Consider the following 22377-nt stretch of genomic DNA (forward strand, 5'->3'; position numbering starts at 1 on the left):
GTGCCCGCCGCCGGCGCCCAGGCCGACGTCGCGCGCTGGCGCGACGCGCTGGCCGCCCGCCTGCCCGACTACATGGCGCCCGCCGCCTGGGTGGCGCTGGACACGCTGCCGCTGACCCCCAACGGCAAGCTGGACCGCCGCGCCCTGCCGGCGCCGGAGCTGACGCTGGCCGAGCACCGCGAGCCGGTCACCGAAAAAGAAAAACTGCTGGCCGAAGCCTTCGCCCAGACCCTGAGCCTGGAGCGCGTCGGCCTGGACGACAGCTTCTTCAACCTCGGCGGCGATTCGCTGCTGGCCTTGCGGCTGAAGGGCCTGGCGCTCAAAGCCGGCGTCTCCTTCGAACTGGCCAGCCTGTTCGAACACCACAGCGTGGCGCTGCTGGCCGCCCATGCCGAACAGGCGGCCGCCGCCGCCGCGCCGGCCGAACCGTTCTCCCTGCTGGACCCCGCCGACCGCCGGCGGTTGCCGCCGGACGCGGTGGACGCCTACCCGCTCAGCCAATTGCAGCAGGGCATGCTGTTCCACAGCGCCTTCCGCGACGGCTCGACGCTATACCACAACATCGTCGGGCTGGCGGTGTCCCTGCCTTACGACGCCGCCGCGCTGCGCCGCGCGCTGGACGCGCTGTGCCGGCGGCACGAGCTGCTGCGCACCCGCTTCGCGCTGGACGGCTATCTCGAACCCTTGCAACTGATATTGGCCACGGCCGCCATTCCGCTGGCAGAGAGCGATCTCGGACAGCTGCCGCCCGCCGCGCAGCAAGAAACCCTTACGGCCTTCATCGCCGCCTGGTCCAAACAAGCTTTCGATCCCGGGGCCGCGCCGCTGCTGCACGCCCACGCCCACCGGCTGGGCGAACGGCGCTTCCACCTGACGCTGCGCATCCACCACGCCATCCTCGACGGCTGGAGCGACTCCGTCTTCATCGTCGAACTCGCCCAGCTCTACCAGGCCGAGCTGGCCGGCCGGCCCTGCCGGCTGCCCGCGCTGGCCAGCCGCTACCGCGACTACATCGCGCTGGAACGCGAGGCGATGGCCTCGCCGGCCAGCCGGGATTTCTGGCGGGAACAGCTGCGCGGCTACGAAGCCGCCGCCGCACTGCTCGCGCGGGAGGAGAACGCCGCCGCCGCGGCCGACGGCCCGCTGCAGATCCACGCCGACATCGCCATAGACGAGCCGGTTTCGACGGCGCTGACCGCGCTGGCGCGCCGCTTGAACGCGCCGCTGAAATCGGTGCTGCTGGCCGCCCACCTGGCGGCACTGGCCATGCTGACGGGCAAAAGCGGCGCCTGCACCGCGCTGGTCACCAACGGCCGGCCGGAAACCGCGGACGCGGAGCATATGGTGGGCCTGTTCCTGAACTCGGTGCCGCTGCGCATGGAGATCCGGCGCGAACCCTGGACCCGGCTGATAAGCCGCGTGATAGACGCGGAACGGGCGCTGCTGCCGCACCGGCGTTATCCGCTGGCCACCATGCTGCGCGACGCCGGCCTGCGCGATGCCGGCGAGGCCATTTTCAATTACACGCATTTCCAGGCGCTGGAAGCGCTGGCCGACTGGCGCCAGCAGGACAGCGCGATGGACAACAGCTTCGCGCTGCAAATCAATTTCCGCCCCGACGGCGCGCGCATCGTCGGCAGCCTGACCGCCCACCGCGACGCCCACGACGCCGACGCGCTGCGGCGCTACGCTCGCTGCTACGCCGCCGTGCTCGCGCAGCTGGCCGGCGACCCCGACGGCCCGGTGCGCCGTCTGGACCTGCTGGACGAGGACGAGCGCCGCCTGCTGCTGGATGACCAGGCCAGCGCCCGCGACATCGCGCCGCTGCCGCTGTGCGAGCTGTTCGAGCGGCAAGTCCGCCGCGCGCCGGACGCGCCGGCGCTGGACTGCGACGGCGAAACCTTGAGCTACGCCGAGCTCAACCGCCGGGCCAACCGGCTGGGCCGGCGGCTGATCGCCGCGGGCGTCGGCCCTGGTCGGCTGGTGGCGGTCGCGCTGCCCAAATCGGCGGCGCTGCTCGTCGCGCAACTGGCGACGCTGAAAGCCGGCGCCGCCTATCTGCCGCTGGACCTCAACTACCCGGCGGAGCGGCTGGCGCTGATGCTGGACGACGCCCGTCCCGCCCTGGTGCTGAGCGACGCCGGCTCCGCCGCCCGCCTGCCGCAAACCGCCGGGCCGGTGATGGCGCCGGAGGCCGACGATAGCTTCGCGGACGGCGACATCGGCCAGCAAGAAAGGCTGCGCCCGCTGACGGCGGACGATCTGGCCTACGTGATCTACACCTCCGGCTCCACCGGCCGGCCCAAAGGCGTCGCGGTCGGCCACGCCGGACTGGCCAGCCTGGCGCAAGACCTGAAAGAGCGCTGCGCGCTGGACGCGTCCGCGCGCGTGCTGCAATTCTCCTCGCCGGGCTTTGACGCCTCGGTGCTGGAAATGCTGATGGCCTTCGCCGGCGGCGCCTGCCTGGTGCCCGCCAACGCCAGGCAGCTGGACGCCGACAGCCTGCCGGGCACGCTGCGCGCCGCGCGCGTCAGCCACGCGCTGCTGCCGCCGGCGCTGCTGGCCATGCTGGAACCGGCGCCGGATCTGCTGCCCGGCGCGCTGTTGGTCGGCGCCGACGCCTGCCCCGCCGAGGTGGTGGCCAAATGGGCACGCGGCCGCCGGATGATCAACGCCTACGGCCCCACCGAATCCACCATCTGCGCCACCCTGAGCGACCGCCTGACCGACGGCGCGCCGCCCATAGGCCGGCCGGTGCTCAACAGCCAGGTCTATCTGCTGGACGAGGCCTTGCAGCCGGTGCCCGTCGGCGTCGCCGGCGAGCTGTACGTGGCCGGCGCCGGCCTGGCGCGCGGCTATCTTAACCGCCCCGCGCTCAGCGCCGAGCGTTTCGTCGCCAATCCCTTCGGCGCGCCCGGCAGCCGGCTCTACCGCAGCGGCGACAAGGCGCGCCGCCTGGCGGACGGCCAGCTGGAATTCCTGGGCCGGCTCGATCAGCAGATCAAGCTGCGCGGCTATCGCATCGAGCCGGGCGAGATCGAGGCCGCGCTGCGCTCGCAAACCGGCGTGGCCCAGGCCGTGGTCTTGCCTGTCGACGACGACGGCCGCAAGCGCCTGGTCGCCTACGCCGTCCCGCGCGCCGGCGCCAGCCTGGACGGCGCGCGGCTGCGCGCCGGGCTGGCCGCCGGCCTGCCCGACTACATGGTGCCCGCCGCGGTGACGGTCTTGCCCGCGCTGCCTTTGAACGCCCACGGCAAGCTGGACCGCGGCGCGCTGCCGGCGCCGGTCTTCGCGGCCGCGCCGCAACGCTTGCCGGCCACGCCGCTTGAACAGACGCTGGCGGCCTTGTTCGCGGAGACGCTGCGGCTGCCGGCCGTGGATCTGGACGCCGGCTTCTTCGAATTGGGCGGCGACTCGCTGCTGGCGATGCGGCTGGCCGCCCTCATTCGCGGCAAGCTGGGCGTCAAGCTGTCGATGGAACAGCTCTTCCTCGCCCCCAGCGTCGCCGAATTGGCGCGGCGCCCGGCGTTTGGCCGCCCGGACGAATCCTCGTCGGCGGCCGGCGGCCGCTCGTTCTGGCTGACCGTCCGCCGGCAAGACGGCGCGCCGGTCTCGCTGCGCTGCGACGGCGAGCTGGAGCTGCCGGCCTTGCGCCAGGCCTTGCGCGAGCTGGGCCGCCGTCACGCCGTCCTGAACGCGCCGGCCGAAACAGGGGCGACGATCAAGACCGCCAACGGCCTGGCCTTGCCCGCCGCGCTGCGCCAGGCCGCGGACAGCGGCGCCGGCGCGCCGATCGCGCCGCTGCTGCGGGAGTTGGCCCAGGCTTACGCCGCCCGCGCCGACGGCGGCGCCCCCGATTGGACGCCGCTGCCGCGGCCATACGCCGACTACGCGGACTACGCCGCGTCGCAGGCAGGACTCAGCGAGGCGACGGCTCCGTCCGGCACGCCGGCTTCGCGCCCTTTCCCTCCCTCTTCCACGACATTGGAGCAAGCATGAACACTCCCCATCCCGACGCGGCCGTCTATCTGAAAAGCGGCGTCAAACTGGAACCGCTGTTCCACCGCTGGTACGCCTGGAGTCATCTGGTGTCGCCGGTCCAGCAGGCGATCAATCTGGCCTTCCGCCAGATTCCGCTGCTGCGCTCCTTCATCGCCAACCCCAATGTGCACGTCGCCGCCTCCAAGAACCCCCAGATGCTGGGCGGCCCCTTCCTGGAACTGCCGGCCAGCGATCTGCCCGCGGTGCGCCGCCTGCTGCAGGACACGCTGAAGGACGCGGCGCCGCTGCTCCGCTTCGCCGAAGACCTGCAAAAGCTCAATCGCCAGCTGCAGCAAACCGCCAGCGGCCACAGCCTGGACGCGGTCTACGCCGAGTTGTCGCCCACGCTGGCCGGCCTGGTCGAAGTCAGCTACGACCTCAACCATCACCCCGGCCTCCGCGTGCTGGACTCCTTGCTGAGCTATCCGGACGCCGCGGACGCGGACCGGCAGGCGCTGGCTTTCAGCACCGAACGCGACGAGCAGCGCCATTTCTTTCTGAACACGCCCCGGCTGGACGGCGACGCCAGGCTGGTGCTCCCGCTGCCCTTCGCCGCCCCCCATCACGAAGCGCTCGCCGCCAGCCGGATACGCGCCGTCCCTTACGCGGAGCTGAAGCAGGCGCTGAAGGTGCCGGCGGAGCAGGAAGCCCGCTTCCGCAGCTTCTTCGACACCGAAGCGCCACAGCGCGAGCAGCCCGAGTATCACGGCGGCGACGTGCGCATCCGTTATTTCGGCCACGCCTGCGTCTTGCTGCAAACGGCGTCCACCTCGGTCCTGATCGATCCCTTCGTCACCTGGGACCGGGATGGCGAACCGCAGCGGCTGACTTTCGACGATCTGCCCGACCATATCGACTACGTGTTCATCACCCACAACCATCAGGACCACTTCAGCCCGGAGCTGCTGCTGCAATTGCGCGGCCGCATCGGCCGCCTGCTGGTGCCGCGCCACAACAGCCGCAGCCTGGCCGATCCGTCGATGAAGCTCACGCTGCGCGCGCTCGGTTTCCGCAACGTGTCCGAACTCGAGCCGATGGAAAGCGTGCGCTTCGACGACGGCGAAATCGTCAGCCTGCCGTTTTACGGCGAGCACGCCGACCTGGACATCGAAAGCAAGCACGGCATGTTCCTGCGGCTGAAAAACCGCCGCTTCCTGTTCCTGGCGGACTCGGACTGCAAGGACCGCGCGCTCTACCGCCGCATCGTGGAGCGTCTGGGCAAGGCGGACACGCTGTTCATCGGCATGGAGTGCGACGGCGCGCCGCTCAGCTGGCTGTACGGTCCGTACACCGGCAGCCCGCTCAGCCGGCGAGACGACGAATCCCGCACCTTGTCCGGCTCGGACTGCGAACACGCCTGGAGCATCGTCGAGGAGTTCGACTGTAAGAAGATCTACGTCTACGCGATGGGGCAAGAACCCTGGATGCGCTTCGTCACCGGCCTGGAGTATTCGGCCGACAGCAAGCAGATCGTCGAGTCGAACAAGTTCCTCGAGCGCTGCCGCGCCGCGGGCCTGAGCGCGGAACGGCTGTACGGCTGCAGCAGCTTCAGCTGCTGAGCCTGTGCAATGTCCGCCGCGCGCCGTAAAAGCTTCCAGGACGCCGTCGCCGGCTTGGGGCGCGGGGCGGAATAAAGGCTTGCTCTTGTCGACTGATTGCCGACCCAAGGTATTCGCTTATGAAATTTTCACTCGATGCCGGCTACGGCTGGCTTGCGTCCTTGCAACAGGAACGACTGTTCCACCTGGATCCGCTGGCGCCGGACGCCGCCTCATGCTCGTTTCCCGTCGTGCTGCGGATAAGCGGCGCGCTGGACGCCGCGGCATTGGAGACGGCCCTGGCCGCGGTCGTGGCCAAACACGAGGCCTTGCGCACGACGATGGCCTTCGACGGCGACGAGCTGCTTTGCTCGACGCGGCACGCCTGGCCCGGCCCCCTGCTCCAGCCGACGCGCCTGGAACCGGCGAGCGGGGACGGCGCCGGCCTGGCCGCGGCCGTCCGGGAAGTCATCGACCGCCCCTTCGATCTGGCGACGGGGCCTTTATTTCGCTTTGCTCTCTTTCAGCCGGCGGATGATGAGGCGAGCCTGGTCATGGTGTTCCATCAGGCTGTTTTTGACGCCTGGTCGGCCGGCATCCTGGCTACAGACCTGGACACGGCTTATGCCGCCGCCTTGAACGGCGGCGATGTCGAGCTCGCGCCCAATGCGCTCGATTACGCGGACTTCGCCCATTGGCAGCGCGAACCATGGCGCGCCGGCGCGCCCCGGCCTTCACGATTGGGCGCGGACGGTCCGTTGCCGGCCACGATATCGACGGACGGCGCTCAATGGGCGCTCAAGCTCCCCTCCGAGCAAGAACAACAATTGCGCCGGCTTCAACGGGAAACGGGAGACGCCTTGCTGGTCGTTTTCTCATCCTTGCTCGGTCTTTTCCTGGGCGCGGAAAGCGGCCGGGATGAAATCCTCATCGACGCGTCCGTCCCGGGGCGACGCCACGCGGAAGCCAATGACATCATCGGCCTGTTTGAAACCCCGCTCCCGCTGCGCTTGCGCCTGGACGCCAAGCCCACTCTGCGGGAGATGCTGGACCAGGTCCGCACGCAGGCCGCGCAGGGCGCGGAGAACCGGAGCATGGCGTTTGACCCCTCCGCCGCCTTGGAGCCGCCAGGGTTTCAAGTCGCCGCGCGGGTGCGAAAGCGCCCGCTCTGGCGTCTCGCCGGCCTGCGGCTGACCGAGCAGGCGGCGCATGCCGGACGCGCGAAGCGCGACTTGAGCTTTGTGCTGGACGAACGCGACGACGGCCTCTGGCTGACGCTCGAGTACGCCGACGCCTTGTTCGAAGCCTCGGCCGCCCAGCGGCTCTTGAACGGGCTGGTCCGCTTCGCCGCGCAATGCCTGGCCGATCCCGCCCGCCGGCCGGACGCCGTGCCGGCGGCTGATCTGCAAACCCGGTCCCGCCGCGGACAAGAGCGGGACACCGGCGCGCTCGCGGCGTTGGCGCGGCCCCAGGCCGACGCCCGGCTGGGCCAGCTGTCCAGCAATCAGCAAAGCCTGTATTTCTTTGAGAAACTGGCCCCGGACCGCGCCTTGTACAATGTCCCGCTGCATCTGGAGATGCGCGGCCAGCTGGACCCCGCCCGCCTGGAGGCGGCGCTGGAACAGCTGCTGAAACGCCATGAAGCCCTGCGCGCGCGCTTTGTGGAAACCCCGGCCGGCCTGCGGCAGGACATCGGCGCGCCGCCCTCCCGCGTACTCGAAACCGCGGATCTCAGCCAACTGCCGCCGGACCGCCGCGACGCCGGCTTCGCCAGCCTGGAACGGGATGTCAGCTCGACCCCCTTCGACCTCGCCGCCGGCCGGCTCTTCCGCTTTTGCCTGGCGCGCCGCGACCGCGATCACTGGGTGTTGCTGATGGTGTTTCACCACATGGCGTTTGACGGCCATTCCGCGCAGATATGGCTGCGCGATCTGCGAACCCTGCTGCGAGGCGGCGCCTTGCCCGCCGTAGGGCCCGCGATGACGGTGAGAGAGGCCGCCGCCGAGGAGCGGGCCTGGCAGCGCAGCCGCGACTACCAGAAGGCGCTGAGCCGCTGGCTAGACCGCCTGGCGGGAACCGCGGCCCCGCTCAATCTCAGGCCGGACCGCCCGCGCCCGCTGCGACGCGACTACGCCGGGGCCTTCCTGGAATGCGCCTTGCCCCAAGCGCTGCTGGGCGAGCACATCCAGCGCGCCGCCCAGCTTGGCGCCTCGCCGTTCATGGCCGTCGCCGCCCTGCTCGCCGCCTATCTGTCCGCGCGCGGCAATCAGGCCGACGTCTGCCTGGGCTTCCCCCATGGCGGACGCGGCGACGGCGCGATCGAGGACACCATAGGCAATTTCGTCAATTTGCTCGCCATGCCGGTGCGGATAGAGACCGCCGACACCCCGCGCAACATCATTGAAAAAGTGCGCCAAACCGCCCAGGCGAGCTACGCCGGCTACCGGGTGCCGTTCTCCTCCCTCGTCGATCGGCTTGGCCTGGAGCGCGTTCCCGGCCAACACCCGGTCTTCCAGGCGGTGGTCACCGTCGATCAAGACTTCGACGGCTGGACGCAGGACGGCCTGACCGTGGCCTTGCTGCCGGGCAGCAACCCGATCGCCAAGTTCGACCTGGCCTTCGGCTTCAATCTGGCGCGCAGTTGCGTCCGCATCGAGTACGCGACCGATATGTTCGACCCGGCGTCGATTGAAGCCATGGGCGCGGAACTATCGGCCTTGCTGTCCCAGTGCGTGCGGGGCTTCGACGCGCCGCTGCGGCAGGCCGCCGGCGCGACGGCCGCCGGGGAGGTGCCGCGCGCCGCGCCCAAGCTGCTGAGAAAACCCAAGCCGGCCGGCGCCGGGAACGCCGGCGTGGCGGCGGACGTGACTTGAGCCCATGTCGAGCGCCGACAACTGACCAACCGCCGGAGGGCGCAAAGCGCTCTAGCCGGCAGGACATGCAAAACCAATGACTCATCCAACAGAATTCAGCGCCTGCCAAACGCTTGCCGAGGCCTTCTCCCGCTCGGTCCAGCGCTTTCCCGACCGCATCGCCGTGCAATGCGCGGCGGCTTCGCTCAGCTACCGGCAACTGGATCAGCGGGCGGACGCCCTGGCCCGCCGCCTCCGCGCCATGGGCGTGACCGCCGAAACCCTGGTGGGCTTGTCCGTGCGCAGATCGTCCGATCTGATCGTCGCCATGCTGGCCATCCTGAAAGCCGGCGGCGCCTACCTTCCGCTGGACCCGGAGTATCCGGCGGAGCGGCTGGACTACCTCGTCGGCGACGCCCGGCCCAAGCTCATCGTCGTGGATGCGGCATCGCGGGAACGGCTGGCCGCCGCCGCGTCCGCCAAGGACATCCCGCAGCTTGATCTGGACGCTTTTGCCCCATCGCGCGACGAGACGCCCGTGGGCGGCGGCGCGCCGAATCGCGACAACCTGGCTTACGTCATCTATACCTCGGGCTCGACCGGAGGCCCCAAAGGCAGCCTGATCACCCACCGCAATGTGCTGCGGCTGTTTGCCGAGTCCCAGCCTTATTACGACTTCGGGCCGGAGGACGTCTGGCCTTTGCTGCATTCCTACGCCTTCGATTTTTCGGTCTGGGAAATCTTCGGCGCGCTCTTGCATGGCGGAACCTTGCTGGTCCCGGACCTGGCCACCATTCGAGACCCTTCCGCGCTGCTGGCGTATTTGCGGCGGCATGGCGCGACGGTGCTCAACCAGACGCCGTCCTTCTTCTATCAGCTGGCCCTGTATCTGAGCGAACATCCGGAACAGCGCGAGGCCCTGGAATCGCTGGCCTTCGTGGTGTTTGGCGGCGAGCGGCTGGACCTGACCCAGCTCAAGCCCTGGTTCAAGACCATGGGCGACGAGGGCCCGGTGCTGGTCAATATGTACGGCATCACCGAGACCACCGTGCACGTCACCTTGCACGTGGTCGACGCCGACGAGACGAAGCATAGGAAGTCCGCCGGCATCGGCTCGGCCTTGCCGGACTTGTCGCTATTCCTGCTCGACGAGGACTTGCAGCCGGTGGCGGCCGGCGAGGTCGGCGAGCTGTATGTCGCCGGTCCGGGACTGGCGCGCGGCTATCACGGCCGGCCCGGCCTGACCGCCGAGGCCTTCATTCCCTGCCCCTTCCCCGGCCGCGAAGGCCAGCGGATGTACAAAACCCAGGATCTGGCGAAGATCGATCCGCACGGCGAGCTGGTTTACGAATCGCGCAAGGGCGGCTACCTGAAGATCCGCGGTTTCCGGGTTTCGCTGGCGGAGATCGAATCCGCGCTCTGCGAGCTGGACGGCGTCGCCAACGCGGTGGTCCAGGCCTCGTCCGAGGACGGGCGAGATCTGGTGTCGGCCTATCTCCGCTTCGCGTCCGCGCCGATGAGCTTGCGGGAACTCCGCCAGGCGCTGGCGGAAAAACTGCCCGGCTTCATGATGCCGCACCACTTTCATTGCATCGACAGCCTGCCGCTGACCGCTCACGGCAAGATCGATCGCAGCCGTTTGCCGCACATGGCGCGGGCCCTGAGCGACGAACGCCCGCCCGACGCGCCGGCCTCGGCCGACGAAGCCGACATGACGGCGATCTGGCGCCGGGTGCTCGGCGTGGAACGTCTTGGTCCTAACGATGATTTCTTCGCCTTGGGCGGGGACTCCATCCGCGCCGTGGAACTGATCATGGCGCTGAATCGCGCCGGCTGGGCCGCCACGGTGGAAGACGTGTTTCACTCACCCAATGTCCGGGACCTGAACGACCGCAGCCTGCGGGGCGAAACCGGCTTGCCGCCGACGCGGGCGAAACGCGCGAACGCCGCGTCCGACATGCAGCGCCTGATGCTGGAGCACTATCAGGCGGCCCCGGCAGGGCTGGGCGTCTATCACGTGCAGCAGTGGTTTGACTGCGTGGACGCGGCGCTCGACATCGGACGGCTCATGGAGGCCTTCCGCTTGGAGTTTTCCCGGCATCCCGTTTTCCGCACGCTCTTCGTCCGCGACGGCGACGCGATTCTCCGCACCGACGCGGGCAGGGAACGGGTGCGCCTGGACGCCGTCGACCTCCGGCGCGACGCCCCTGCCCGGCGGCGGGCGCGGATTGCCGAATACGCGCGCGCCGATCTCCACGCGCCATTCGCGCCATTCGAGGCGGCAAGCGAAACGGCGCGGCTGCGCTTCTTCCAAACCGAGGACAGCCGCTGCGTCGTTTTCCTGAGCATCCACCACGCGATAGACGACGGCTGGGGGCAGCAACGCTTTTTCGACGCGGTATTCCAGCGCTATCAGCGCCATGACGCCATCGCGCCGCCGGCGCGCGCGGACGTGTTTTCCGAATACGTCGCCCTCCAGCAGCGCATGGCCCTGGACCCGGCGGCGATTGAATACTGGCGGCGAGCGCCGTTTGCCGGCGCGCAGACGCTTGAGCGACGGAGAACGCCGCCGGCCGGAATGACGGAGCACAAAAAACGCATCGCGCCCCGGCTGGTGGCCCGCGTCGGCCACTGCGCGCGCGCGCGGCGCATCCAGACGCGATCCTTGTATTTGGCCGCCGCCGGGCAAGCGATCGCGCGCGCTACCCGGGACCCCCAGGTCTTGATCGGAATGGTGGTCAACGGCCGGGTGCCGGAACTGAGCGATCCGCTGGACGCGGTGGGCCTGTTCTGGAATTTGCAGCCGCTGTCGTTTCAGGCCTTGGCGTGTCCGCTGGAGACGGCTGAGGCCATCCACCAGCGCCTGCTGCTGCAGGAGAAATACGCGCTCTACCCGCTCAGCGCGATTTTCGATGCGCGCAGCCCCGGCCGGGAGTTTCTTTACACCTTCAACTTCACGAATTTCCGGGCGCGGGATTCGAAAACGGCGGATTTGCGGGACTGGGACGGCGTGGATCGCTTCCACTACCCCGTCAATATCGCCGTCCATCTGGATGAGGGCTCGGACATCGCCGAATTCCGGCTGAGCGGCGATCCCGCTTATTGCGGCGAGGCCGCGGCGGACGCGCTGTTCCAGGCTTTCGAAGAAGCGCTGGGCGTCGCCGTCGGGGAGCTGGCCGGCCTAGGCGCTTGACGCGGCCGCGCGAGGCCGGCGCTCCCGGCCTCAGCGCGACAGCAAGGCGGCCACTCGCTTGGCGGTGGCCTTGGCCGACTGCGGGTTTTGCCCGGTCACCAGCCGGCCGTCCACCACCACCTTGGGCATGAACGGCAGCCAGGCTTTTTCATAGCGGGCGCCGCGCCGCCTCATTTCCTCCTCGGCGTTGTAGGGCACTTTGCCGGCCACGCCGGCCAACACTTCCTCCCGCCAGGAAAAGCCGGTCAGCCGACGGCCGGCCACCAGCAGCGCGCCGTCGGACAAGCGGATATTCAGCAGGCCGCAATAACCGTGACACACCGAGGAAACGACGCCGCCCTGCTCGTAGATCTCGCGGGCGAGCCGCTGCAGGCCGGCGTGCTCCGGAAAATCCCACATCACCGCGTGGCCGCCGGTGAAATAGATCGCGTCGAACGCCGCCGGGGCGATGTCTTCCGGCTTGGCGGTATCCGCCAGCAAGGCCCGCTTATCGGCGCTGGCCAGCCAGGCCCGCGCCGAGGCGTCGGCGTTCGGCCATTTCAGCGAGCGCGGCTCCAAGGGAGAGGCGCCGCCCAGCGGACTGATCAACTGCTGCTCCCAGCCTTGCGCGGCGAACACCTCGTAAGCGTGGCTCAATTCAGACAGCCACAAACCGGTGGCTTCGGACGGATCGGCGTAGTGAGCGACATTGCTCACCACATGCAGAATGCGCTTGCTCATGACGGCTTCTCCTCATCAAAGCGCCGCTGGGGTTTGAACACGGTTTGCATCGGCCGTTTCCGGCGGCGGGCCTGCGCCACCTTAAGCTTCAAGTCCGCTTGAGGGTCAAGGCATTTCACCTGAGCCTAAGCGCCCGTTTACGACTTTTCCGGGAGCGGGCCTTGCCCGCTTCCCGGCGCTCCGCCCGCCGCGCCTTCCTCGTCGCGCAGGCGGTTCAACACCCATTGGGCCCGCTCGTCGCAGGCCAGCCCTTCCGGCCCGTTCTCCATGCCGGCGATCACCCGCCGCAACTGGGCCTTGTTCTGCTCCAGCCGCTGCTGCAAGCGTTCGATCTCGGCCACTTTGCGCATGAGCCCCGCCAGCAGGTCCTCATGCTGCCAGGCCTTAGGCTCCGTCGGCAGCAGACGGCGAATTTCCTCCAGGGAAAAGCCGGCGCTCTGGGCGCTGGCGATGATGTCCAATATCCACAGCGCTTCCGGGCCGTAATCGCGGTAGCCGTTGGCCCCGCGCGCCACCGCCCGGATCAGGCCGCTGGCTTCATAAAAGCGAATGCGGGAGGCGGTCATGCCGCAGCGCTTCGCCAATTCTCCAATTTTCATCCGCGTTCTCGATCGGGGCTTGACATTAAAGTTAACTTTAAACCTATGGTTGAGCCAAGATCAAACCCGGAGCGCGCGCTCATGACCCTATTCAGCCCCTTGACCCTTCCCAACGGTTCCAGCCTGCCCAACCGCATCGCCAAGGCGGCGATGGAAGAAAACATGGCGGACGCGGACCAGGCCCCGTCCGATGCCTTGATGAGGCTCTACCAGGCCTGGGCGGACGGCGGCGCCGGCCTGCTGATCAGCGGCAACGTGATGGTGGACGGCCGCGCGATGACCGGGCCGGGCGGCGTGGTGCTGGAAGACGAGCGCCAGATGGAGCGCTTCCGGCGCTGGGCCCGGATCGGCCGCTCCCGCGGCGCGCAGTTCTGGTTGCAGATCAACCATCCCGGCCGTCAGATGCCGGCCAATCTGGGCCAGGCCACCTGGGCGCCGTCCGCGGTGCCGCTGGACCTGGGCAAGATGTCCAGGCATTTCGCCCTGCCGCAGGCGATGACGCCGCAGGGGATCGCCGATGTGATACGGCGCTTCGCCCGCAGCGCGGGCCTCGCCGAGCAGGCCGGTTTCGACGGCGTGGAAATCCACGCGGCCCACGGCTATCTGCTCAGCCAGTTCCTGTCCCCGCTGTCCAACCAAAGAACGGACGCCTGGGGCGGCCCGCTGGAAAACCGGGCCCGCCTGTTGCTGGAGATCGTCAAAGCGGTGCGCGCGGAGGTGTCCCCGGGCTTCGCCGTGGCGGTCAAGCTCAATTCCGCCGATTTCCAGCGCGGCGGCTTCAGCGCCGACGACGCCCGCCAGGTGGTGCTCTGGCTCAATGAGCTGGCGGTGGATCTGGTCGAGCTTTCCGGCGGCAGTTACGAAGCGCCGGCGATGCAGGGCGAGGCCCGCGACGGGCGCACCCTGGCCCGCGAGGCCTATTTCCTGACGTTCGCCCAAGCGCTCCAAACCGTGGCCGCCATGCCGGTGATGGTCACCGGCGGCATCCGCCGCCGGCCGGTGGCCGAACAAGTGATGGCCAGCGGCGTGGCCATGGCGGGCATCGCCACCGCGCTGGCCCTGGACCCCAGGCTGCCCAGCGACTGGCGCCAGGGCAAGGACACCGCTCCGGCGCTGCCGCCTATCGCCTGGCGCAACAAGCCGCTGGCGGCGCTCGCCAATATGGCCGCGGTGAAGTTTCAGCTGCGCCGGCTCAGCCAGGGCAAGACGCCCAAGCCCCAGGTGTCGCCGCTGCGGGCGCTGATCCAGCAGCAACTGGCCGCCGCCTGCCGCGCCCGCCGCTATCGACGCTGGGCGGCGCAACGCTGAGCCGGCGGCCTCAAGCGCCCGGCAGCGCGGCCAGAAAGCGCTTCAGCGCCGGGTTGGCCGCGTCCTTGCGGCTGACGAAGCTCAGCGGCATCGGCAAGGACAAATCCCGCAGCCGGAAGAAGCGCGCCTGGGCCGGCGGCCGGCCCAGATTGGCGGAGTTGACGATGGCGGCGCCGATGCCGGCGCAGACCAGCGACAAGATCGCCGTTTCGGTGCCGGCCTCCTGCGCCACCCTAAGACGCACGCCCAGTTGCCGGCAAGCGCTGATCAGGCGGTCGTAATAGCCGGGATAGGCCTCGCGCGGCATGGTGACGAAGGGCCGGTCCGCCAGGCTGCGCAGCGCGATGGGGCGGCTCTCGTCGTGGCCGGTGTCCCAGCAGCGCGGCAGCGCCAGCACCACGTCGTGCTCCAGCAAGGGCAGGCCGGCCAGGCTTTCCGGCAAGTCTTCGTATTGGTAGATGAAGCCGCCGTCCAGCGCGCCCTCCTCCAGCGCGCTCAATTGCTGCGGCGTGTTCAGCACGCTCAGCTCCAGCGCCACCTCCGGCGCCTCCGCCTGGAAGCGGCTGAAGGCCTGGGGCACCAGGCCGTCCCAACCGGCGTTCTCCACGCAGCCCAGCCGCAGCCGGCCCAAAAGGCCGGCGGCCACGCGCCGCGCGCTCTCGGCCGCGTCGTCCAGCGCGGCCATCGCTTTGCGCACCTCGCGCAAATAGCTTGCGCCGGCCGCGGTCAGCTTGAGGCCGCGCGGCGAACGCTCAAACAGCGGCAGGCCCAGCTCTTGTTCCAGGTCCTGGATCTGCCGCGACACCGCCGGCTGGGTGATGTGCAGATGCTCGGAGGCCAGGCGCACGCTTTGGTGCTCGGCCACGGCGATGAAGTAACGAAGATGGCGCAATTCCATGCGGGGTCTTTCGGCTTGGCTATGCTTTTAAGTTATCACGAATTAATAATTCGGCATTGGAAAGCATGGATAATTTCCGCGATAGTGACGGTCAAGCCGCCGGCCGCGCCGGCGCGCACCCTAGCCGCAGAGACCCAAATGGACACCATCAGCCCCACTTATCAACTTGGCGACGCCAAGATCACCCGCGTGACGGACACCCTGCTGCGCGGCCTGGCCCCGTCCTTCCTCTACCGCGACTGGAACGAGACGCTGCTGGCGCAAGAGCCGGGCTTGCGCGGTCTGCTGGACGCCGACGGCGCGCGCCTCACCCTGAGCGTGCACAGCTGGGCGGTGGAATGGGCCGGCCAGGTTTTCCTGATCGACACCGGCGTCGGCAATGACAAGGAACGCGCGTTCAACCCGCTGTTCCACCGGCTGCAAACGCCCTTTCTGGAACGCCTGGCCCGCGCGGGCATCCAGCCCGCGGACGTCGACCACGTGTTGCTGACCCATTTGCACGCGGACCATGTGGGCTGGAACACGCGGCTGATCAACGGCCAGTGGACGCCCACCTTTCCCAAGGCCCTCTATGCTTTGCCGCAAGGCGATCTGGATTTCTTCGCCACGCCGGAAGCGGACAGCCGGCGCATGGTGTTCGACGACAGCGTGGCGCCGGTGATCGCCTCCGGTCAGGCGCGCGTGATCGGCCTGGACGGCGGCGACTACCAGGACGGTTTCCGCTTCCACCCCACGCCCGGCCATTGCGCCGGCCATATGTCGATTTCGCTGAGTTCGCGCGGCGAGACGGCGCTGTTCTGCGGCGATGTGATGCATACGCCGATGCAGGTGTACCGGCCGGAATGGAATTCGGTGTTCTGCCGGGAGCAGGACGCGGCGCGGGCATCCCGGCGCTGGCTGCTGGACTTCGCCGCCGAGCGCCGCGCCCTGGTGTTCAGCGCCCACTTCGCCGACAGCTCCGCCGGCCGGGTGACGCGCCGGGACGGCGGCTTCGGCTGGACCTTCCTCTGAGGCGCCGCTTAACGATCCGCCGCCTCCGTGGGGCGTCCCCGTCCACGCGGCTTTGAAACGCCGACGACAAGCTGCTCTAATCCTTAATCTCAATGCCTTGCGCCAGGCCTTGCACAGGCCCCCAACCTAGGAGCTCCTCATGGCCCTTCCCACCCTCTCGCCGGAGGCCGTCGCCGCCCTGGCCCTAGCCGCCGGCCTCAAGCTCGCCCCCGATCGCCTGGAGGCCGTCGCCGCCACCCTGGCCTTCATCCGCGCGGAAATCGCCAAGCTGGACCGGCTGAGCCCGGCCGACGCGCGCTCAGCGCCCCCCTTCGACCCGGACTGGAGGTAAACGCCGTGCAAGCCTATCAATTGAGCATTGTGGACGCGGCCCGGCAGATAGCGGACGGCCAGTTGTCGCCGGTGGAGCTGACCCGCTCGGTGCTGGAGCGGGCGCAAGAGAAAGAAGACCAGCTGTGCGCCTATGTCACGCTCGCCGCGGATCAGGCCATGGACGCCGCGCGGCGGGCCGAGCAGGAAATCCGCCGCAAGGAATACCGCGGCGTCTTGCACGGCATCCCCTACGCGCTGAAAGACCTGATAGACGCTGCCGGCCTGCCCACCACCGCCAGTTCGCAAGTGCGCCGGCATCACCTCGCCGCCGCCGACAGCGAGGTGGCCGCCCGGCTCAAACAGGCGGGCATGATCTTGACCGGCAAGACCCATACCCATGAATTCGCCTTTGGCCTGACCACGCCGCAAACCAACAATCCCTGGGCGCCGGAGCGTTCCCCCGGCGGCTCCAGCGGCGGTTCCGCCGCCGCGGTGGCTTATGGCGGCGCGCTGGCGGCGCTGGGCACCGACACCGGCGGCTCCATCCGGGTGCCGGCCGCCTTGTGCGGGCTGGTGGGCCTGAAGCCCACTTACGAACTGGTGTCCCGCCAAGGCGTGGTGCCGCTGTCCGGCTCGCTGGACCATGTCGGCCCCATCACCCGCACCGTGGCGGACGCCGCGGCCTTATTGGACGCCATCGCGACGCGACGGCCGCCATCGGCCGACAGCTACCGCCAGGGCCTGGGCCAGGGGGTGGAGGGGCTGCGCGTCGGCGTGGCCGGCAATTATTTCTGCGAGCATATCGCGCCGGACATCCAGGCCGCGCTTCAGGATCAGCAGGCCGAACTCGCCGCCGCCGGCGCGACGCTGGTGGAGGTCGAGATCCCGCTGACCGATTTCATCCAGCCCATCCAATGGGGCCTGATAGCGCCGGAAGCCGCCGCCTATCACCGGGACGCGCTGCGCCGCGCGCCGCAGCTGTACGGCGACGAGGTGAGGACGCTGCTGGAAGCCTGCATGCTGGTGCCGCAGAACGAACACGCCCAGGCCCAGGCCGCGCGGATCGCGCTACAAACCGCCTGGCGCCGGCTTTTCGCCGACATCGACCTGCTCATGGTCCCCACCGTGCCGCACACCGCGCCGCTGCACGGCCAGGACAGCTTCGTCTGGCCGGACGGCGTCGAGGAGAGCGTGGTCTCCGCCTATATACGGCTGAGCACGCCCGCCAATGTGCTGGGCCTGCCGGCGCTGACGGTGCCGGCCGGCCTGGACCGGGCGGGGCTGCCGTTCGGCGTACAGCTGATTGGCCGGCCTTTCGACGAGCTCACGGTGCTGCGCGCCGGCCAGCTGATAGAGAGCCGCTGCCAAACCCGGTTTGACCTGCCGCGGGCCTAAGAAGCTGTTCACAGCCTGCCGTGCTTCGCGACGCGTGGCGCGGCGGGCGCCGCTTAAACATGCTCATCCGCCGCCTGCGCATTCCGCTTTCTCAGCGGCTCCCGCCTTGTCTCGCCCTGGCACGCGAGGCTTTGAACAGGCTTGTGGACTGTCCGCATCGCACCCGCTCACAAACCGCCCAGCGAACCGTCGCGCAGGCTCTTGGCCATGGTTTTGCAGGTGTGGAGAAAAGCCGCCACCGCCGGGCTGACGTGCTTCCGGCTGGGCACCGCCAGGCCCACCGCGCGCCGCACCATGGGCGCCAGCGGCTTTTTCACCACGCCGGGGCATAAGGCCAGCAAGGGCGCCGGTACCGCGAGATCGGCGACGATGGACACCCCGGCGCCGTTCTCCACCATTTTGACGATGGTGAGAATCTGGGCGTAGCGGTGCTTGACCCTGGGCCGCAGGCCGGCGGTTTCAAACAATCTCTCAATCAGCGCGGTATTGCCCGCCAGCGTCATGATGAAGGGCATGTCGCACAAATCCGCCAGCCGCGCCGCCGGCTGGCCGGCCAGCGGATGGCCGGCCGGAATCAAGGCCACGAACTGGTCCTCCACCAGCGGCAAAGTGTCGAAACGATCGTCCGGCAACACCACGAAGCCCACGTCCACCCGGCGCTCGCTGACCCATTGCGCCACTTCGTCGTCCTCGCCCTCTTCCACGAACACGTCGATTTCCGGATAGCTGGCGCGGAACTGCTCAAGGATGCGCGGCAACAGCAGCAACGAGGAGGTGGTGCCGAAGGAGCCGATGCGCAGCACGCCGCGGTTCAGGCCGCGCGCCGCCGACGCCTCCTGACGGATCGCCTCGGCCACGCCCAAGAGTTCGCGCACGCGCAGCAGCAGGCTGTTGCCGGCCTCGGTGGCCTCGATGCCGGCCTGGCCGCGCGTCAGCAGGGTCAGCCCCCATTCCTTCTCCAATTGCCTGATCGCGTGCGACACCGCGGATTGGCTGATGCCCAGTTTGTCCGCCGCCGCGGTGAAGCCGCCCAGCTCCGCCACCAGCGCAAAGATTTCCAGCTGCGTAAAGGTCATGACCGTCTCGTCCACCCATGAGCAAATGCTCATTTTTCCATGAATTCAAACAATCAATAGTATATACGCACCCACATAGCATCAGGAGGCCGGGCGGCGCGCCCGGCGCCCACCATGAATCACTCAAGCACCCTCGCCGTCGCGGCGCAGCCCGCCCGCGCGCAAACCGCGCTCAGGCCGGCCCTGTCTCTGAAACTGGCGCTGACCGCGCTGTTCTGGGGCGGCACCTTCATCGCCGGCAGAGTGCTGGCGCAATCCATGCCGCTGATGACCGCCGCCTTCGGCCGCTTCCTGGTGGCCGCCCTGCTGCTGGTGCTGGTGGCTTGCCGGCTGGAAGGCGGGCTGCCGCGGCTGAACCGCTCGCAGATCGCCGTCACCGCGTTTCTGGGCTTTACCGGCATTTTTCTCTACAACGCCTGTTTCTTCGGCGCGCTGGCGCGCATTCCCGCCGGCCGCACCGCCTTGTTCGTCAGCCTCAATCCCATCATGACCGCGCTGGCCGCCAGCCTGATTTTCCGCGAACGCCTGGGCCTGCGCCGCTGGGCCGGCATCGCCGTGGCCTTGCTGGGCGCCATGGTGGTCATCACCCGCGGCGATCTCGTCGGCACGGTCCACGATTTCAGCCAGTCCTTCGGCGCCGGCGAAGCCCTGATGAGCCTGGCGGTGCTGAGCTGGGCGGCCTATACGCTGGGCTCGCGCAAGGCGATGGAAACCCTGAGTCCGATCGCGGCCACCACCTACGCCACGCTGTGGGGCCTGGCCTTCCTGTCTCTGGGCGCGGCCGGCGAGATCGGCTCCGTTCCCTGGGCCTCCTTCGGCTGGCGGATCTGGCTGTCCATGCTCTATCTGGGGGCCATAGGCACCGTGGTGGGCTTTATCTGGTATTACCAGGGCATCCGGGAGATCGGCCCCTCGCGCGCCGCCGTGTTCACCAATCTGGTGCCCGCCTTCGGCGTGCTGCTGTCCGCGGGGCTGCTGGGCGAACCCATCCTGGCGTCCATGCTGGCGGGCGGCGCGCTGGCGGCGGCGGGCGTGTCCCTGACCAACCGCAAGTGAGCGTTCGGCCGCGCCCGCCCCCGCGGGCGCGGCCCTCGGGCAAGCCCTTAGTACGAATACCTAAACCACGGCTTTTGATTTGCAAAACGAATAAAATCGCATTGACAGTCAAGGTCGCGCTGCTAGGCTTCAATTCCCAAACCCCTTAGGGAGAAGCCCCATGGCCAGCCCGCTCACCCTGTTGATGCCGGTCATTCCCGGCACCAGCCTGGAAGCCATCGCCGCCACTCTGGCGGAATACGAACCCACCCTGCATCAAGCGCTGACTTCGATCGGCACCGTCCATTACGCGCGCACCTTGCTCTTGGACCGCTCCGCCGCCAATCTGCAGCCCACCGGCAAAAGCAGCGACAACTACGTGATCGCGGTCATCACCGAGTACGACGGCAGCTTCAACGCCTACATCAACGACTTCGTCGCCCAGGTGGGCACCGTCTTCGACGCGCTGCTGCAATTCGTGGTGGGAGGCAAGGCGCTGACCCCGGTGGCCAATAATGTGGCGGCCTTTCAGGCCTTCATCGCCCAGAACGACGCGTCCCAGCATATTCCCAACAACGGCGGCGGCGGCAAGGACGACAACGGCTTGTACCAGGCCTATCCGTACACGGTGCAGACCATACTCGCCGCGCTGGACTGAAGCGCGCCCGCCAGGCGCAGGCGGCCCGCCCGCTTGCGCCTTAGAGCCTGTTCAAAGCCTCGCGAGTAAGCGCGAGTCAAGGCGAAAACGAGCGAAAAAGCGGAATGTACGCGTGGTACATGAGCGGGTTGAGCGGGTACTCGCCGAGCAGCGCTTCACGAAGCGCAGCGGACTTTGAACAGCCTCTTACACCCGTCCCATTGCTGAAAGGCATGCCATGAACAGCCCCGACCTCCCGTACGACGACATCCAAGGCACGATTCTGCGCGGCTACCGCGTGGACCTGGCCCGGCATTTCATTCTGAGCGTTAGCGACAAGGCCGCCGCCGGCGAGCTGATCCTGAAACTGGTGGAGGGCCGGGACGGCCTGCCGAGCATCACCAGCGCCAAGCGCTGGCTGCAAAAACCGAACAGCTTCCTGAACATAGGCTTCACCTGTCCCGGGCTGCGCATGCTGGGCGTCGGCGCCGAGCAGCTGGCCAGTTTCGAATCGACCTTCCAGCGCGGCGCCACCGATGGCGACACCGCCAGCCTCGTTGGCGACATCGGCGCCAGCGCGCCTGAAAAATGGATAGGCGGCCTGGCCAATGGCGAGCAGGTGCACATCGTGCTCAGCTTGTGGGTGGCCAAAGACCCGGCGCGGCTGGAAAGCCTCAGCGCGCGGCTGCGTCAGGCCTTCGCCGGCGCCGTCAGCGAACTATCCGCCCATGATGCCCAGGCGCTGCCTGACAATCAGGTGCACTTCGGCTACCGCGACAGCATCGCCCAGCCCACCATCGCCGGCGCGCCGCCGCGCAAGCGCCCGGAACCGGACGATCAGGCCGTCATCGCCACCGGGGAATTCCTGCTCGGCTACACCAACGAGGGCAAGGGCGTGTACTCGGTGCAACCGCCCGAGCTCAGCCGCAACAGCAGCTATGCCGCTTTCCGCATCCTGGAACAGGACGTGGCCGCTTTCGACGCGTTCCTGAGCGAATACGCGGCCAAGGCCGGCATCGATCCCGAACTGCTGGCGGCCAAGGTATGCGGACGCTGGCGCAACGGCAACCCGCTGACGCTGCGGCCGGACGAGGCCGGCGCCACGCTGCCGACCAGTCAATTGAACGACTTCAACTACGTCAATGCCCAGCCGTCCCAAGACGACACCCTGGGCCTGAAATGTCCGATAGGCTCCCACATCCGCCGCAACAATCCGCGCAACGGCGCGGTGGTGGGCACCGACAGCGCCCACCACCGCATCGTGCGCCGGGCCATGCCTTACGGCCCGGCCTACGACCCCGAACACCCCTCGGCCGCGGCCCGCGGCCTGATCGGCTACTTCATCAACGCCAGCCTGAGCAATCAGTTCGAATTTCTCAGCAGCCAGTGGAACCTGCTCAGCGACTTCGTCAAATCCGCCACGGAACCGGGCAATCCGGACGCCGGCAACGCGGTGTTCAACATCAGCGGAGAAGACGTCTTCCTCGGCGTCAACGACGCCGCGGACAGCAGCTTCACCCTGGCCGCGCCCGGCCGCTCGGGCAAGAACAACACCGTGTTGCAGGGCTTCTCGCGGATGATCACCACCCGCGGCGGCGCGTATTGCTTCCTTCCCGGCATCGGCGGCCTGCGCTACCTGGCCCGGCTGGCCAGCGGCTAAGAGCCTGTTCAAAGTCTGCTGCGCGTCGTGAAGCCTTGCACGGTGAGTACGAGCTCAAAATGCTCATGTGCCACGTGTGCATTCCGCTTTTTCGCTCGTTTT

General features: G+C 68.5%; 15 protein-coding genes. 11 read left to right on the plus strand and 4 right to left on the minus strand.

What is annotated here, in order from left to right:
- The 4 genes from NK214_RS19655 to NK214_RS19670 form a co-directional block, all read left to right on the plus strand.
- The coding region (locus tag NK214_RS19655; RefSeq protein WP_253315280.1) for an amino acid adenylation domain-containing protein at positions 1 to 3999 on the plus strand (3999 nt) is incomplete at its 5' end.
- On the plus strand, positions 3996 to 5600 hold the full coding sequence (locus tag NK214_RS19660) for an MBL fold metallo-hydrolase (RefSeq protein ID WP_253315281.1): 1605 nt from the start codon (positions 3996 to 3998) through the stop codon (positions 5598 to 5600). The genes NK214_RS19655 and NK214_RS19660, both read left to right, overlap by 4 nt.
- Positions 5601 to 5719: 119 nt before the next feature.
- Positions 5720 to 8452 carry a condensation domain-containing protein gene (locus NK214_RS19665; RefSeq protein ID WP_253315282.1) on the plus strand — a complete coding sequence of 911 codons (2733 nt, stop codon included), beginning with the start codon at positions 5720 to 5722 and terminating at the stop codon, positions 8450 to 8452.
- 76 nt (positions 8453 to 8528) lie between these two features.
- Positions 8529 to 11624, plus strand: a complete 3096-nt coding sequence (locus tag NK214_RS19670; RefSeq protein ID WP_253315283.1) for an amino acid adenylation domain-containing protein — start codon at positions 8529 to 8531, stop codon at positions 11622 to 11624.
- Between the two features lie 30 nt (positions 11625 to 11654).
- Here NK214_RS19670 and NK214_RS19675 read toward each other — a convergent pair whose 3' ends face one another.
- Together NK214_RS19675 and NK214_RS19680 are read right to left on the minus strand one after the other, a co-directional pair.
- Positions 11655 to 12344, minus strand: a complete 690-nt coding sequence (locus tag NK214_RS19675; RefSeq protein ID WP_107799548.1) for a type 1 glutamine amidotransferase domain-containing protein — start codon at positions 12342 to 12344, stop codon at positions 11655 to 11657.
- A gap of 137 nt (positions 12345 to 12481) precedes the next feature.
- Complete coding sequence (locus tag NK214_RS19680) at positions 12482 to 12943, minus strand: MerR family transcriptional regulator (protein ID WP_253315284.1); 462 nt, start codon at positions 12941 to 12943, stop codon at positions 12482 to 12484.
- Positions 12944 to 13024: 81 nt separating this feature from the next.
- Here NK214_RS19680 and NK214_RS19685 point away from each other — a divergent pair, with 81 nt between their 5' ends.
- The gene (locus NK214_RS19685; RefSeq protein ID WP_253315285.1) at positions 13025 to 14251 is read left to right on the plus strand and encodes an NADH:flavin oxidoreductase/NADH oxidase family protein; all 1227 of its coding nucleotides are present in this window, start codon (positions 13025 to 13027) and stop codon (positions 14249 to 14251) included.
- 10 nt (positions 14252 to 14261) lie between these two features.
- Here NK214_RS19685 and NK214_RS19690 read toward each other — a convergent pair whose 3' ends face one another.
- Positions 14262 to 15149: a LysR family transcriptional regulator gene (locus NK214_RS19690; RefSeq protein ID WP_253315286.1), complete on the minus strand. Its 888-nt coding sequence runs from the start codon at positions 15147 to 15149 to the stop codon at positions 14262 to 14264.
- A 138-nt stretch (positions 15150 to 15287) separates the two neighbouring features.
- Here NK214_RS19690 and NK214_RS19695 point away from each other — a divergent pair, with 138 nt between their 5' ends.
- The 3 genes from NK214_RS19695 (at position 15288) to NK214_RS19705 (ending at position 17867) form a co-directional block, all read left to right on the plus strand.
- Positions 15288 to 16160 carry an MBL fold metallo-hydrolase gene (locus NK214_RS19695; protein WP_253315287.1) on the plus strand — a complete coding sequence of 291 codons (873 nt, stop codon included), beginning with the start codon at positions 15288 to 15290 and terminating at the stop codon, positions 16158 to 16160.
- Positions 16161 to 16299: 139 nt separating this feature from the next.
- A complete protein-coding gene (locus NK214_RS19700; protein WP_253315288.1) occupies positions 16300 to 16491 on the plus strand; it encodes a hypothetical protein in 192 nt (63 codons plus the stop codon).
- A 5-nt stretch (positions 16492 to 16496) separates the two neighbouring features.
- A complete protein-coding gene (locus tag NK214_RS19705) occupies positions 16497 to 17867 on the plus strand; it encodes an amidase family protein (protein WP_253315289.1) in 1371 nt (456 codons plus the stop codon).
- Between the two features lie 167 nt (positions 17868 to 18034).
- Here the strand turns inward: NK214_RS19705 and NK214_RS19710 are convergent, their stop codons facing one another.
- Positions 18035 to 18943, minus strand: coding sequence for a LysR family transcriptional regulator (locus NK214_RS19710; protein WP_253315290.1), 909 nt, complete (start codon positions 18941 to 18943; stop codon positions 18035 to 18037).
- A gap of 114 nt (positions 18944 to 19057) precedes the next feature.
- Here NK214_RS19710 and NK214_RS19715 point away from each other — a divergent pair, with 114 nt between their 5' ends.
- The 3 genes from NK214_RS19715 (at position 19058) to NK214_RS19725 (ending at position 22275) form a co-directional block, all read left to right on the plus strand.
- Positions 19058 to 19999, plus strand: a complete 942-nt coding sequence (locus tag NK214_RS19715; RefSeq protein WP_107799555.1) for a DMT family transporter — start codon at positions 19058 to 19060, stop codon at positions 19997 to 19999.
- Between the two features lie 160 nt (positions 20000 to 20159).
- Positions 20160 to 20636 (plus strand): hypothetical protein, encoded by a 477-nt coding sequence (locus NK214_RS19720; RefSeq protein WP_227103511.1) that lies wholly within the window; start codon positions 20160 to 20162, stop codon positions 20634 to 20636.
- 217 nt (positions 20637 to 20853) lie between these two features.
- Positions 20854 to 22275, plus strand: a complete 1422-nt coding sequence (locus tag NK214_RS19725; RefSeq protein ID WP_253315291.1) for a hypothetical protein — start codon at positions 20854 to 20856, stop codon at positions 22273 to 22275.
- Positions 22276 to 22377 lie beyond the last annotated feature (102 nt).

Source organism: Chromobacterium sp. S0633, assembly GCF_024158805.1.
Classification (GTDB): domain Bacteria; phylum Pseudomonadota; class Gammaproteobacteria; order Burkholderiales; family Chromobacteriaceae; genus Chromobacterium.